Annotated in this window: 14 protein-coding genes; 8 read left to right on the forward strand and 6 right to left on the reverse strand. The window is 60.4% G+C overall.

Annotated features, from left to right (window positions below; genetic code table 11):
- Positions 1–20 precede the first annotated feature (20 nt).
- Both BK667_RS14105 and BK667_RS14110 read right to left on the reverse strand, forming a co-directional pair.
- Positions 21–674, reverse strand: a complete 654-nt coding sequence (locus BK667_RS14105; RefSeq protein ID WP_054050904.1) for a peroxiredoxin — start codon at positions 672–674, stop codon at positions 21–23.
- Between the two features lie 106 nt (positions 675–780).
- Positions 781–1758 (reverse strand): GlxA family transcriptional regulator, encoded by a 978-nt coding sequence (locus BK667_RS14110; RefSeq protein WP_123597964.1) that lies wholly within the window; start codon positions 1756–1758, stop codon positions 781–783.
- Between the two features lie 106 nt (positions 1759–1864).
- Here BK667_RS14110 and BK667_RS14115 point away from each other — a divergent pair, with 106 nt between their 5' ends.
- The gene (locus BK667_RS14115; RefSeq protein WP_123597965.1) at positions 1865–2221 is read left to right on the forward strand and encodes a DUF3817 domain-containing protein; all 357 of its coding nucleotides are present in this window, start codon (positions 1865–1867) and stop codon (positions 2219–2221) included.
- The gene (locus BK667_RS14120) at positions 2218–2646 is read left to right on the forward strand and encodes a CopD family protein (protein ID WP_123509436.1); all 429 of its coding nucleotides are present in this window, start codon (positions 2218–2220) and stop codon (positions 2644–2646) included. The genes BK667_RS14115 and BK667_RS14120 overlap by 4 nt, the downstream gene beginning before the upstream one ends.
- Positions 2647–2657: 11 nt before the next feature.
- Here BK667_RS14120 and tauD read toward each other — a convergent pair whose 3' ends face one another.
- The 3 genes from tauD to BK667_RS14135 form a co-directional block, all read right to left on the reverse strand.
- Positions 2658–3491, reverse strand: coding sequence for a taurine dioxygenase (tauD, locus tag BK667_RS14125; RefSeq protein ID WP_123597966.1), 834 nt, complete (start codon positions 3489–3491; stop codon positions 2658–2660).
- 2 nt (positions 3492–3493) lie between these two features.
- On the reverse strand, positions 3494–4480 hold the full coding sequence (tauA, locus tag BK667_RS14130) for a taurine ABC transporter substrate-binding protein (protein ID WP_123597967.1): 987 nt from the start codon (positions 4478–4480) through the stop codon (positions 3494–3496).
- 218 nt (positions 4481–4698) lie between these two features.
- Entirely contained in the window at positions 4699–5457 is a 759-nt protein-coding gene (locus BK667_RS14135; protein WP_123509439.1) for an AraC family transcriptional regulator, read from the reverse strand.
- Positions 5458–5646: 189 nt separating this feature from the next.
- Here BK667_RS14135 and BK667_RS14140 point away from each other — a divergent pair, with 189 nt between their 5' ends.
- From BK667_RS14140 to yghU, 6 genes are all read left to right on the forward strand, one after another.
- Entirely contained in the window at positions 5647–7281 is a 1635-nt protein-coding gene (locus tag BK667_RS14140; RefSeq protein WP_123597968.1) for an APC family permease, read from the forward strand.
- Positions 7282–7292: 11 nt separating this feature from the next.
- Positions 7293–8219 carry a 4-hydroxyproline epimerase gene (locus BK667_RS14145; protein ID WP_123597969.1) on the forward strand — a complete coding sequence of 309 codons (927 nt, stop codon included), beginning with the start codon at positions 7293–7295 and terminating at the stop codon, positions 8217–8219.
- Between the two features lie 45 nt (positions 8220–8264).
- The gene (locus tag BK667_RS14150; protein WP_123597970.1) at positions 8265–9212 is read left to right on the forward strand and encodes a dihydrodipicolinate synthase family protein; all 948 of its coding nucleotides are present in this window, start codon (positions 8265–8267) and stop codon (positions 9210–9212) included.
- Entirely contained in the window at positions 9205–10476 is a 1272-nt protein-coding gene (locus tag BK667_RS14155; RefSeq protein WP_123597971.1) for an NAD(P)/FAD-dependent oxidoreductase, read from the forward strand. Before BK667_RS14150 ends, BK667_RS14155 begins: the two co-directional genes overlap by 8 nt.
- Before the next feature lie 110 nt (positions 10477–10586).
- On the forward strand, positions 10587–11738 hold the full coding sequence (locus BK667_RS14160) for an epoxide hydrolase family protein (RefSeq protein ID WP_123597972.1): 1152 nt from the start codon (positions 10587–10589) through the stop codon (positions 11736–11738).
- A 97-nt stretch (positions 11739–11835) separates the two neighbouring features.
- Positions 11836–12675, forward strand: a complete 840-nt coding sequence (gene yghU / locus BK667_RS14165; RefSeq protein WP_123597973.1) for a glutathione-dependent disulfide-bond oxidoreductase — start codon at positions 11836–11838, stop codon at positions 12673–12675.
- Here yghU and BK667_RS14170 read toward each other — a convergent pair.
- Entirely contained in the window at positions 12672–13376 is a 705-nt protein-coding gene (locus BK667_RS14170; protein ID WP_123597974.1) for a TetR/AcrR family transcriptional regulator, read from the reverse strand. The genes yghU and BK667_RS14170 overlap by 4 nt on opposite strands.
- Positions 13377–13502 lie beyond the last annotated feature (126 nt).

Genomic DNA, 13502 nt, shown 5'->3' on the forward strand with positions numbered 1-13502 from the left:
AAGCGAAACGGTGCGGCGGATTACTTCGGTTGCGCCACCGTGCGCAGATACGGTTTCACCGTCCTGAAGCCGTCCGGGTATTTCTTGCGGGCGTCTTCATCGGACACTGAAGTCGGGATGATCACGTCTTCACCCGGACGCCAGTTCACCGGGGTGGCAACGGTGTGCTTGGCGTTCAATTGCAGGGCATCGAGCAGTCGCAGCACTTCGTCGAAATTGCGCCCGGCGCTCATCGGGTAGATCAGCATCGCCTTGACCTTCTTGTCCGGGCCGATGATGAACACTGAGCGCACGGTGGCGTTGTCCACTGCCGTGCGATTACCGCCGCTGGCGTTCGGGTGAATCATGTCGTAGAGCTTGGCCACCACCAGGTTTTCGTCGCCGATCATGGGGTAGTTGACCGCATGGCCCTGGGTTTCTTCGATGTCCTTGGCCCAGCTCGCATGGTTGCTGACCGGGTCGACGCTGAGGCCGACCACCTTGGTATTGCGCTTGTCGAACTCAGGCTTGAGGCCGGCCATGTAACCGAGTTCAGTGGTGCACACGGGGGTGAAGTCCTTGGGGTGCGAGAACAGAATCGCCCACTTGTCGCCGATCCATTCGTGGAAATGCAGGGTGCCTTCGGTGCTTTCGACGGTAAAGTCCGGTGCTTCGTCGCCAATGCGGATTGCCATGTTCGTTCTCCTTACTGTGAGTTCTCAGGGAAGCTCAACGGCGTTCAGGAACTGCGTTGAACCTGTCGACGCGAAACAGTATAGGAGACGGTTCAAGACATGCCGGTTACCGCCCGCCCTTTCGCGATTGCCCGTCGGAGAATGCATTGCGGTACGCCTGTGGGCTGGTTCCGACAACGCGTCGAAAGTGTTCCCGCAGGGAGGTTGGAGAACCGAATCCGGCTTTTACCGCGACCTGCTCAACGGACATCTGCGTGGTTTCCAGGATGCATTGCGCTCGCCTGACCCGCGCGTGCAATAGCCATTGCAACGGCGTAACGCCCAGTTGTTCGCGAAAGCGCCGGCTGAGGGTTCGGGTGCTGATCGAGGCTTGGTCGGCCATTTGCTCCAGGGTCAACGGCTGATCCAGTTGTTGCTCGATCCACTGCTGTAGCTGCTGCAACGTGCCGGTTGATTCGATGGGCTCGTGAACGATGAACTGCGCTTGTCCGCCCGCCCGCTCCAGGGGCATCACCGCCAGGCGAGCCGTGTCCGCAGCCACCACGGCACCATGGTCTTGCCTGATCATGTGCAAGCACAAATCCAGACCGGCAGACGCGCCCGCCGAGGTCAGTACCTGCCCGTTATCGATAAACAGCACATTGGGGTCGACGGTAATGGCGGGATATTGCGCAGCGAGCGCGGACGCTGCCATCCAATGGGTCGTTGCGCTTAATCCGTCGAGCAAACCACTGGCGGCCAGGATGAACGATCCCGTACACACAGACGCGATCCTCGCACCCGCGTCGGCGGCTGCCTTCAACGCGTCTAAAAGTGCCTTGGGTATCGGCGCGGCAATATCAACCAGACCGGGCACGATGACGGTATCGGCGTTGATCAGGTCGTTCAAATCCCACTTCACTTGCAGGTCGAAATGTTCCGTCCTGACCACCCGCGACTGGGCGCAGACCATCACTTGATAAGCGCGCTGCGCGCCTCCCAGGCGAACACGCTCGAACATTTCAATCGGCAGGGTCAGGTCAAATGCGACCACGCCATGGAACGCGAGAATCGCGACTTTATGGGGTTTGGGTTGGGGTGACATGGCTGTATTTCACTTGGCTGGAATCCGTCGATGATTGGCATTTTAGCCAATTGGCGCGATGGCACAAGGTCGACATACTCCAGCCCCGCTTTGGAGAAATCTACCCATGACGAATGACCTGACTTCGCGATCCCTTGGCACCCTGCGGCAGTTGCGCTACGCCGCCATTCTGGAAGGCAGCACATTGGCCCTCCTGCTTGGCGTCGCGGTTCCGCTCAAGCACGTCTTTGATTGGCCTGCGGCGGTGCAGGTCATCGGTCCGCTACATGGCTTGGTGTTTTTGCTTTATGGCTGGTTGGTGACCACCGCAGCGGCAGGCGAAAAATGGAAGAGAAGTGACCTGGCTCGCGCGCTGGTCTCGGCGCTGATACCGCTCGGTGGTTTTTTCGCCGCCCGCTATTTTCGCCAGCAAGAAAAACAGCTTCATGGGCAGAACGGCCCCGTTGAGCAACCCACGCAATGACTTATCTGTTGATCAAGTCCCTGCACGTCTGCGCGGTCCTGTTTTGGATCAGCGGAATGTTTCTGCAGTCATTGTTGCTGCTCGCGGGTCGCAACCTGTCCGGGCCGCTATTACCCCTGGAACTGTCGCGCCTGCGCATGCTTCGTCGATGGTGTCGCGGCATGACGGTTCCGGCGATGGCACTCACATGGCTAAGCGGCCTGACCATCGCGACGCTCGGTGGTTGGGTGGGCGAGCATTGGTTGCTCCTCAAGTTTGCGTTTGTCGTGGCGCTTTCAGCGATGCATGGTTGGCTCTCGGGCTCACTGCGGCGACGATTGGAATGCCCGACCGAAGCCCCCTCCTCCAACCTGACCATCGTGTTGCCGAGTCTGCTGGTGATGACGTGCGCTATCGTTTTTCTAGTCATCAACAAGCCGTTTTGATGAGGCCGACCTTAAAACGGCGCATCCCCTAAAATCGTCGCCCGATGCATGACACGCCTGTTGGGACGGTAGTCATCGATGGCGTAGTGCTGGGTGATGCGGTTATCCCAAAAGGCCACGTCATTGGCTTTCCACTGCCAGCGAACCGTAAATTCGGGGCGGCTCACATGACTGAACAACAGGGTCAATAGCGCGTCACTTTCCTTCGCTTCAAGTTCATTGATGCGCGTGGTGAAGCCTTCATTGACGAACAGTGCCTTGCGGCCCGTAGCGGGATGCGTCCTGATGACCGGATGAGAAAGCGGCGGATGATCCTTCCGGGCATTTTCATAGCGTTCCAGCGCCTCGGGGGTGCTGCCGAACCGCTCAGTGGGAAATGACTTGGTCAGTTCGTGAGTCGCGGTCAGGCCATCAAGCAGTTGCTGGATGGGCGCGGACAAGGCTTCGAACGCCGCTACGCCATTGGCCCACAACGTATCGCCACCAAAGACAGGCACTTGCCGGGCGGCCAGCACAGAGCCCATCGCCGGTTCGGCGAGAAAGGTCACGTCGGTGTGCCAGATGGCATTGTCCCGCACGTCGGTGACGGCGGTATCGATCAACAGCAGCTCCGGATGTTGATCGACATGCGGATAAATCGGGTGCCGGTGCAGATCGCCGAAACGCGCGGCAAACCTCACGTGTTCGGCGGGCGTTATCGCCTGGTTGCGAAAGAACAACACCTGATGCTGCAGCAACGCGTGCTCGACCCAGTGATGCTGTTCATCACTCAAGGGCCGGGTCATGTCCAGTCCTTCAACCTCGGCGCCGATGGTGGGGCCGAGGGGGCGAAGAGTAAGGCTCATGCTTACTCCCCGATAAACTTGTCACTGACGAAGGCGGAATAGTCAGGCAAGACCTTTTCAATTTTCCCCTGCTCTTTCAGAAACTCGGCGGTTTTGCCGATTTCGCTCGCGGTACCACCGGCGAGAAATTGTGCGGTTTTCTGTTCTGAAGCCGTCGGGAAATAGGAACCGTCGAGCAGCTCTGGAATATCCGCCGCATTGGCGCCAGTGAGCCGGGCAATGCTCTTCACCGGTTCAGACGTAACGGTCCAGTCCTTTTTGTGTGCGGAGTAGTCGGCAATCGCGGCCAGGCTGACTTTGGCAAAATCGGCGACGACCTTCGGGTTCTTTTCCGCGAAGTCTTTGCGAGCGACCCACACTTCAAAGGTCGGGGCGCCCCAATTTGACACTTCAGCCGCGTCGGTCAGGATTTTGCCGGTCTTGCGAATTTCACCCAGTGCAGGCGACCAGGTAAAGGCACCGTCGATGTCGCCACGGCTCCAGGCGGCGGTAATCTGCGCCGGCGTCAGGTTGATGATGTTGACTTTGCGCGGGTCCAGGTTCCAATGTTTCAGCGCCCCCAGCAGGCTGTAATGGGAGGTTGAAACGAATGGCACCGCGATGGTTTTGCCGACCAGGTCCCCAGGCGTCTTGATGCCACTGCCATCGCGCACGACCAAGGCTTCGGAGCTACGAATCTGCGCGCTGACAATGAACGCCACGAGCGGCATGTTTCGCGACGCCGCAGCCGCCAGCGGGCTTGAACCCAGGTTGCCGATCTGCACATCCCCGGAAGCCATGGCCGCCAGAACCGCCGGGCCTGCGTCGAACTTGCGCCAGTCAATTTTCTCGCCGATACCTTTCTCATATTCCCCATCCGCAATCGCGCGTTTGATGGGGTCGATGCCATTGATGTAGCCAATGGTCAGGTCGGCGCTGTGCGCATTAAAAGAAAGTACAGCGAGCCCCAAAGCCGAGATGAGTGATCTGGCTTGTTTCAGCGTTTTCATTGTTTTGGATTCCTGAGCAGATAGGCTTTGACGGCGCAATTTTCGACTTCAGAGGCGTCGATCTGCTTAGAGGATAATGATCTATAAAATTTAATATAAATAATGTTATGGAATTAGCTTAGACGACTTGAAACGTTCACCAAGGCTGAACGCGTTACTTCAATCCATCCCCGGCAATCATCTCTTTCATGATCTCGGAAGCGCCACCCAAGGCGTCCTTACCGGAAATCTCCGGTGGCCTGCCGATACTGGCGCGGGGTGAATCCGGTCAACGCCTTGAACTGGCGGGTGAAAGCGCTGTGGTCGGTATAGCCGCACTGCAACGCGACGTCGGTGATGGGGATGTCGGTGTGCAGCAAACGATGCGCGTGTTCCAGGCGAATCTTTTGAATCATCTGCCGTGGCGTCAGGTGGAATACTCGCTTGCAGTACCTTTCCAGTTGCGCCACGGAAATGCCGGCGATCCGCGTCAGTTCGACCAGGGTGACACGTCGATTGAAATGCGCGCGAATGTAGTCGTCTACGGCAGCCAGACGCTGATAGGCCGGGTGCGTATCGCTGGCCGATTGCAGGTCCACAGAGATCCCGGCCAGGCCGATGATTGCACCGTTGCGGTTGTACAGCGGGCGTTTGTGCGTCAGGCACCAACCGGGCTCGCGGCTGCCGTACAAGTGCAATTCCAGTTGATCTTCCAGGACCAGGCCGTGCTCCAGGACACGTCGATCCTGTTCGGTGTAGCCCGGCCCCAATTGCGCTGGAAAGACCTCGGCGCTGGTTTTGCCCAGCAGCTGTTTCAAGCCACAGCGCTGGACCAGGGCGAGGTTGGCCATGACGTAGCGCGCCTGAACGTCCTTGATAAAGATCGCGGCATTCGGAATCACGTCCAGCATCGGCAACAGCGGTGCCACGCCGGCCATCAGCTCTTCGATGGTATCTGCGTTCCCCTGGCACAGCATCGCCAACGCACCCTGAGTCATCAGTCTCACCCTCTCGATTTATCCGTCAGATTGCCCCGTGGCGAGAGCAGTGTCGAGCCTGGCTGCATTGTGCTGATTTCGTCATCCACACCCACGCAAAACATCAATCGCCAGCCTGCGGACACGTTCACTCTATGGCCATTGCATGCACACCTGCCTATCCAATAACCCACAAGAAGGCGCGAAACCATGTCAGGCAAAGGCAAGTTCAAACGGCAACTTTCGTTGATGGACCTAACGTTTATCGGGCTGGGGGCCATCTTCGGCTCGGGCTGGTTATTCGCCGCCAGTCACGTTTCCGCCATTGCCGGACCGGCAGGGATTTTCTCCTGGTTGCTGGGCGGTTTTGCGGTCCTGCTGCTGGGCATTGTTTACTGTGAATTGGGCGCCGCGCTGCCCCGTGCCGGGGGTGTGGTGCGTTATCCGGTGTATTCCCATGGCCCGCTGCTCGGCTACTTGATGGGCTTCATCACACTGATCGCCTTCACCAGCCTGGTAGCGATCGAAGTGGTCGCCTCTCGTCAATACGCCGCCGCGTGGTTTCCCGAGTTGACCAAGGCCGGTTCCAGCGACCCGACGATCATCGGCTGGCTGATGCAATTCGCCCTGCTCTGCCTGTTCTTCGTGCTCAACTACCGCAGCGTGAAGACCTTCGCCATGGCCAATAACCTGGTCAGCGTGTTCAAGTTCATCGTCCCGCTGCTGGTGATCGGTGTGCTGTTCACCTTTTTCAAACCGGCCAACTTCCAGGCCCAGGGCTTCGCGCCCTTCGGCCTTTCGGGTGTCGAGATGGCGGTTTCCGCCGGCGGTGTGATCTTCGCTTATCTCGGGCTGACACCGATCATCTCGGTGGCCAGCGAAGTGAAGAATCCGCAGCGGACCATTCCGATTGCGCTGATCCTGTCCGTGCTGCTGTCCACGCTGATTTATGTGCTGGTGCAGGTCGCCTTCCTCGGCGGCGTGCCCACTGAGATGCTGGTCAACGGCTGGGCCGGCGTGGCCAAGGAACTGGCGTTGCCTTATCGCGATATCGCCCTGGCCCTGGGCGTGGGTTGGCTGGCGTATCTGGTGGTCGCCGACGCGGTGATCTCCCCCAGCGGTTGCGGCAACATCTACATGAACGCCACACCGCGAGTGATCTACGGTTGGGCGCAAACCGGCACCTTCTTCAAGATCTTCACCCGCATCGATGAAAAGTCCGGCATCCCGCGCCCGGCGCTGTGGCTGACCTTTGCTCTGTCGGTGTTCTGGACCCTGCCCTTTCCGTCGTGGGAAGCGTTGATCAACGTCGTCTCCGCCGCGCTGGTGTTGAGTTACGCCGTCGCGCCGGTGTCCGTCGCGGCCCTGCGCCGCAATGCACCGGATATGCCGCGGCCGTTCCGGGTCAAGTGGATGGGCCTGCTCGGTCCGCTGTCGTTCATCATCGCGGCGCTGATCGTCTACTGGTCGGGTTGGGACACCGTGTCCTGGCTGCTCGGCCTGCAGATCCTGATGTTCGTCGTGTACCTGTTGTGCGGCCGTTTTGTGCCCACCAACCACCTGAGCCTGACCCAACAAGTGCGCTCATCGGCGTGGCTGATCGGCTTCTATGCCGTGACCATCGTCCTGTCGAAACTCGGCAGTTTCGGCGGCCTGGGCGTGCTCAGCCATCCCTTCGACACCCTGGTCGTGGCGGTCTGCGCGATGGGGATCTATTGCTGGGGCGCGGCGACCGGCGTACCGGCGCATCTGGTACGCCTGGAATCCGAGGACGATGAAAGCGAAGCCGATTCGACCCTCGCCAACACCGCCCCACGCCAGCGCCCTGCACCTGCGCACGTCTAAAGGATAGGTTTATGAAACTGGTTCACGTGATTGACTCCCATACCGGCGGCGAACCGACGCGCCTGGTGATCAAAGGCTTCCCGAAACTGCCCGGCCAGACCATCGCCGAGCAACGCGATGCCCTGCGCGATCAGCATGACCATTGGCGCCGTGCCTGCCTGCTGGAGCCCCGTGGCAATGATGTGCTGGTGGGCGCGCTGTATTGCGAACCGGTGTCGCCGGATGCGACGTGTGGCGTGATCTTTTTCAACAATGCCGGCTACCTCGGGATGTGCGGTCACGGCACCATCGGCCTGGTCAACTCGTTGCATTACCTGGGGCACATCACCCCCGGTGTGCACAAGATCGACACGCCTGTCGGCCCGGTCAGCGCCACGTTGCATGAAGACGGCACGGTGACCCTGCGCAACGTGCCCGCCTACCGTTATCGCCGACAAATAGCAGTCGACGTTCCGGGACATGGCCGCGTGTATGGCGATATCGCCTGGGGCGGGAACTGGTTCTTCCTGGTGTCCGATCACGGCCAGGCGTTGCAACTCGACAACGTCGAAGCCCTGACCGACTACACCTGGGCGATGCTCAAGGCCCTGGAGGCCCAAGGCATCCATGGCGAAAACGGCGCGGTCATCGACCATGTCGAACTGTTTGCCGACGACGAACACGCCGACAGTCGCAACTTCGTCATGTGCCCCGGCAAAGCCTACGACCGCTCACCTTGCGGCACCGGCACCAGCGCCAAACTGGCGTGCCTGGCGGCGGATGGAAAACTGGCTGCCGGTGAGCCCTGGGTCCAGGCGAGCATCACCGGCAGCCAGTTCATCGGCAGTTACGAATGGGAAGGCGAGCGCGTCCGCCCGTTCATTACCGGCCAGGCCTTCATGACCGCCGACGCCACGCTGCTGATTGACGAACAGGATCCCTTTGCGTGGGGCATTTGAGCCACCACGCGGCACTTCCCTCTCAATAAATCTGGAGTTAGCACAATGAGCGACAACATTTTCACTGGCTGCATTCCTGCACTGATGACCCCGTGCACCGCCGAACGCAAACCGGACTTTGACAAGTTAGTGGCCAAGGGTCGCGAACTGATCGATATCGGCATGAGTGCCGTCGTGTACTGCGGTTCCATGGGCGACTGGCCGCTGCTGACCGAAGCCGAACGCCAGGAAGGTGTGGCGCGTCTGGTCGCCGCCGGTATTCCCACCATCGTCGGCACCGGTGCCGTGAACAGCCGCGAGGCGGTTTCCCATGCGGCCCATGCGGCCAAAGTCGGGGCCCACGGCTTGATGGTCATTCCTCGCGTCCTGTCTCGCGGGGCCTCGGCAACCGCACAAAAAGCCCACTTCGCCGCCATCCTGCAAGCCGCGCCGAATCTGCCGTCGGTGATCTACAACAGCCCTTACTACGGCTTCGCCACCCGCGCCGATTTGTTCTTCGAACTGCGCCGCGAGCACCCGAACCTGATCGGCTTCAAGGAGTTCGGTGGGGCGGCGGACCTGCGCTACGCCGCCGAAAACATCACGTCCAAGGATGATGGCGTCACGCTGATGGTGGGTGTCGATACGCAAGTGGTCCACGGCTTCGTCAACTGCAACGCCACCGGCGCAATCACCGGTATTGGCAACGCACTGCCACGTGAAGTGCTGCAATTGGTGGCCCTGAGCAAGCAGGCGGCCACCGGTGATGCCAAGGCCCGGCGCCTGGCCAGGGAGCTGGAATCTGCCCTGTCGGTATTATCGTCCTTCGATGAGGGCTGCGACCTGGTGCTCTATTACAAGCACTTGATGGTGCTCAATGGCGACAAGGAATACACCCTGCATTTCAACGACACCGATGTGCTCAGCGATGCCCAGCGTCGTTACGCCGAGAACCAGTACGCGCTGTTCCGCCAGTGGTACAAAAACTGGTCGGCCGAGCAGAACAATGTCTGATCACGCCGCTGATGTTCCCGACGTTGCCGTCATCGGCGCCGGCATCATCGGCGTCGCCTGCGCCCTGCGTCTGGCACGCCAGGGCCTGCGGGTGGTCGTCATCGACCAGCAGGAACCCGGTCGGGGCGCCTCGTTTGGCAATGCCGGGCACCTGGCCACCGAGCAAGTGCTTCCCATCGCGGACCTGTCGATCCTCAAACGCCTGCCCGCCATGCTCATGGACCCGATGGGCCCACTGCGTCTGGACTGGAAATACCTGCCCCGCGCCCTGCCCTGGTTCACCCGCCTGTTATTGAACCTGCGCCCGGCGCCCTTCCAACGCACCGTGGCCGGCCTCCGTGCGCTCAACGAAAGCAGCCTGGGCGCCTGGCAGCGGTTGCTGGCGGACATCGCCCGCCCCGATTTGATGAGAGAGGACGGCTCATTGCTGGTGTTTGAGCGCCCCGAATCGCGGCAAGCGATCGAAGCACTGCAAGCACGCATGCGCCATCAAGAAGTGCCCGTCGATCACTGGCAGGCCACGACCGTAAGAGACAGGGCTCCGCAACTCAGTGAGCGGATCCAGGGTGGATTGTTTTTCCCGGGCACGGGGCATTTTCTCGATCCCTTTCACGTCGTTTGCGAACTGGTACACGCCGCCAAAACCAGCGGCGTGCAGTTCCTCAAGCAACACGTCCAGGGCGCAGACCTGCACCAAAACGGTGTTTCGCTGATCACCGACCACGGCCGCTTCAACGCCCGCCAGGTGTTGATTGCCTGCGGCGCTCACTCCGCGAAACTCACTGCGGCGCTGACTGGCAAGAAAGTCCCGCTGGACACCGAACGCGGCTATCACCTGATGTTGCCCCATGAACATGATCGCCTGCCGTTCGCCGTCACCTCCCTGGAGCGCAAATTCATCATGACGCCAATGACCGACGGGCTGCGACTGGCCGGCACCGTTGAGTTCGCCGGCCTCGACAGCCCTCCAACCATGGAACGTGCCTGGCAATTGCACCGCCTCAGCCAAGGCTTGTTCCGCCGTGAATTGAACGCCGAGGCAGCCACGCCGTGGATGGGGTTTCGTCCGTCCTTGCCGGACTCCCTGCCGATCATCGACCGGGTGTGCGAAGGCAAAGTATTGCTCGCCTTCGGTCACCAGCATTTGGGGCTGACACAGGCGGCCATTACCGCCGAACTCATTGGGCAAATGGCTGCCCCGAAAGCTGGAAACCCGTCCTGTGAGTTGCCGGCGATCGAGCCCTATAGGTTGGGGCGTTTTTGAGGACAGTCAGCGATGGCAATTAACCGCCCGGCGGGTGATTTTCGATCAATCACACAGGAATTGGCGTAAGTTACGGACAGCCTTAATCCCCCGACAGGAAAAAGAACGCCATGCAGTTCCAGCCGTTCAAGATCGCCATCCCCGACGATGCCATCGCCGATTTGCACGAGCGCTTGCGGCGTACCCGCTGGCTGCAAGGCATCGAAGGTCAAGGCTGGAGCGAGGGCACGGACCTGGGATTTTTGCAGTCATTGCTTGCGCACTGGACCGAGGGTTTCGACTGGCGCGCCCAGGAAGCGCAGCTCAATCAACTGCCGCAATTCCTCGCCCAAGTGGGTGAGCAAACGGTGCATTTCGTCCATCAGCCTGGCACCGGTCCGGCGCCGCTGCCGCTGATCCTGACCCACGGTTGGCCGGGTTCGTTCGTGGAAATGCAGCGCCTTATCCCGCTGCTCGCGGACCCGGCCAGTCACGGTGGCGATGCGGCCGACGCCTTCCATGTGGTGGTGCCGTCGCTGCCGGGGTTCGCCTTCTCTCCTGCGCCCATCCATAAAGGCGTCGGGCCCTACGAAGTGGCAGGACTGTGGGCCGCGCTGATGACCGGTTTGGGGTATGAACGATTTGGCGCCCAGGGCGGTGATTTGGGTGCCGGAGTCTCGACCTGGTTGGCGCGGCGTTTCCCGGAGCAGATCACCGGGATTCACTTGAACTACGTGCCCGGTTCCTACCGTCCACCCCTGGGTGCCGACCAGCCACCAATCTGCGGCGAGGAACAAGCCTTTCTCGATCGCGGCGCAGCCTTTGCCGATGCCGAAGGCGCCTACGCCAAAATCCACGGCACCAAGCCACAGTCCCTGGCCATCGGCCTCAACGACTCGCCCGCCGGATTGGCTGCGTGGATCGTCGAAAAATTCCAGGCCTGGACGGATTGCTCCGGCGATCTGCAACACGCCGTTGCGCTGGATGCGCTGCTGACCAACATCAGCGTTTATTGGTTTACCGGCAGCATCGGTTCGTCGCTGCGGCCGTATGTCGAAGGTCGCGCCCGTCCGCTGGCGTTTGCCGCCGGGGAACGGGTGCAGCCGCCGACCGGTGTGGCGCTGTTCCCCGCCGAACTGCCGATGCCGCCGCGCAGTTGGGTCGAGCGCTGTTTCAACGTGCAGCGCTGGACCACCATGCCCAATGGCGGCCACTTCGCCGCGATGGAGCAACCGCAGTTGTTGGCCGAGGACATTCGGGCGTTCTTTCGGCCGCTGCGTTGATCTTTGCAGGCGTGCCGCGTAAAAAAGCCTGTCCGCTACGTGAACTGTCCATCCGCGGTTCACGTGATCACAGCCAGCAACCCATAAGGTTCGTCTCATGAGCAAAGCGTCCTATGTTCCGCCCAAGGTCTGGAAAAACAACGCCCCGTCCGGCGGACAATTCGCCAGCATCAACCGCCCGACCGCAGGGCCGACCCATGACAAGGTACTGCCCGTCGGCAAGCATCCGTTGCAGCTTTATTCCCTGGCCACGCCCAATGGGGTGAAGGTCACCATTCTGCTTGAAGAGCTGCTGGCGCTTGGGCACAGCGAGGCCGAATACGATGCCTGGCTGATCCGCATCAACGACGGTGACCAGTTCTCCAGCGGCTTTGTCGAGATCAACCCCAATTCGAAGATCCCGGCATTGCTGGACCGCAGTGTGGAGCCCGCCATTCGCGTCTTCGAGTCCGGTTCGATCCTGCTGTATCTGGCGGAAAAGTTCCGAGCCTTCCTCCCCTCCGATCTGGCAGGACGCACCGAAACCTTGAACTGGCTGTTCTGGCAGATGGGCGCGGCGCCTTACCTGGGCGGCGGTTTCGGGCATTTCTACGCTTACGCGCCGGAGAAGCTTGAATACCCGATCAACCGCTTCACCATGGAGGCCAAGCGTCAACTGGATGTGCTGGATCGCCGTCTTGCTGAAAGCCCTTATCTGGCCGGTGATCACTACACCATCGCCGATATCGCGGTCTGGCCCTGGTACGGCCAACTGGTGCGGGACAACGTGTACTCGGCGGCGGAATTTCTTTCGGCCCAGGAATACACCCACGTGCAGCGCTGGGCCGAGGACATCGCCAATCGGCCGGCGGTCATTCGTGGCCAGCGGGTCAACCGGACATGGGGCGATGAGGCGAGCCAAGTGCCTGAGCGGCACCAGGCGGATGATTTGCTTTAACGGATCACTTCGGCGGCTGGATCGGCCTCGCTCGATTCAGCCGCCGGCGCCATGATTTCGCGCAACGACATGCGCTTGAACCCATCGACCAGCCCACGCCCTTCCTCAGGTGCACAGGAGATGGCCAGGCGCATGGTCGCCTCCCCCAGATGCCAGATCAGAAATGCGGATTCGCGAACCTGCCGCGCATCGCTGTCCGGGTACACCCGCAGCATCGCGTCGGCCAAAAACCCGCTGGCAATACGACTCTCCTGCAGTTCCAGCGCCATCAGCTGTTTGTCCGCCTGCATGCCGGACCAGATATCCCGCATCGCCGGCGTCGCCAGAACGATTTCGTAATACTCATCGAGCAGGCCTGAATAGGCGGCTTGCAGGCCCTGCGCATCCACAACAACGTCCAACGCTTCTTCGATACAGCGACGACTTTCCGCGTTATAACGCTCGGCCAAGGTGCGAATCACCGAGCTTTTGTCGGGAAAGTACTGATACAGCGAGCCGATCGAGATCTCCGAGCGTTCAGCAATTTCACTCATTTTTACCTGGTCGCTGCCCTTGCTCGCGATCAATTCAGTGGCGACGGCGAGAATGCGTTCCTGGCGCTCGCGGCTGCGCTGCTGCGTGGGATTGCGCCGTGTTGGCTCCGAAACAGTGGCTTCAATAATTTTCTTGGGCACTAGGGTAAATCTCCCTTTGAAGAACATGACATAGGCTCACTTTAGCATCCGCCGTACGTCGGGCTCGTCAATTCTGCCCGTTGACAGCAAAACATGAGGGACTATCATCTTTTCAACGTGAGCATCGCTCATATTAACCCAAGAGAGATGAAT

It is taken from the genome of Pseudomonas frederiksbergensis (assembly GCF_003732705.1).
Lineage (GTDB): Bacteria > Pseudomonadota > Gammaproteobacteria > Pseudomonadales > Pseudomonadaceae > Aquipseudomonas > Aquipseudomonas frederiksbergensis_F.

What these genes read in the sequence shown, in the direction of transcription:
- BK667_RS14105 (WP_054050904.1), bottom strand. Translation starts at nt 674, where the DNA reads ATGGCAATCCGCATTGGCGACGAAGCACCGGACTTTACCGTCGAAAGC.
- BK667_RS14110 (WP_123597964.1), bottom strand. Translation starts at nt 1,758, where the DNA reads ATGTCACCCCAACCCAAACCCCATAAAGTCGCGATTCTCGCGTTCCAT.
- BK667_RS14115 (WP_123597965.1), top strand. Translation starts at nt 1,865, where the DNA reads ATGACGAATGACCTGACTTCGCGATCCCTTGGCACCCTGCGGCAGTTG.
- BK667_RS14120 (WP_123509436.1), top strand. Translation starts at nt 2,218, where the DNA reads ATGACTTATCTGTTGATCAAGTCCCTGCACGTCTGCGCGGTCCTGTTT.
- tauD (WP_123597966.1), bottom strand. Translation starts at nt 3,491, where the DNA reads ATGAGCCTTACTCTTCGCCCCCTCGGCCCCACCATCGGCGCCGAGGTT.
- tauA (WP_123597967.1), bottom strand. Translation starts at nt 4,480, where the DNA reads ATGAAAACGCTGAAACAAGCCAGATCACTCATCTCGGCTTTGGGGCTC.
- BK667_RS14135 (WP_123509439.1), bottom strand. Translation starts at nt 5,457, where the DNA reads ATGACTCAGGGTGCGTTGGCGATGCTGTGCCAGGGGAACGCAGATACC.
- BK667_RS14140 (WP_123597968.1), top strand. Translation starts at nt 5,647, where the DNA reads ATGTCAGGCAAAGGCAAGTTCAAACGGCAACTTTCGTTGATGGACCTA.
- BK667_RS14145 (WP_123597969.1), top strand. Translation starts at nt 7,293, where the DNA reads ATGAAACTGGTTCACGTGATTGACTCCCATACCGGCGGCGAACCGACG.
- BK667_RS14150 (WP_123597970.1), top strand. Translation starts at nt 8,265, where the DNA reads ATGAGCGACAACATTTTCACTGGCTGCATTCCTGCACTGATGACCCCG.
- BK667_RS14155 (WP_123597971.1), top strand. Translation starts at nt 9,205, where the DNA reads ATGTCTGATCACGCCGCTGATGTTCCCGACGTTGCCGTCATCGGCGCC.
- BK667_RS14160 (WP_123597972.1), top strand. Translation starts at nt 10,587, where the DNA reads ATGCAGTTCCAGCCGTTCAAGATCGCCATCCCCGACGATGCCATCGCC.
- yghU (WP_123597973.1), top strand. Translation starts at nt 11,836, where the DNA reads ATGAGCAAAGCGTCCTATGTTCCGCCCAAGGTCTGGAAAAACAACGCC.
- BK667_RS14170 (WP_123597974.1), bottom strand. Translation starts at nt 13,376, where the DNA reads ATGTTCTTCAAAGGGAGATTTACCCTAGTGCCCAAGAAAATTATTGAA.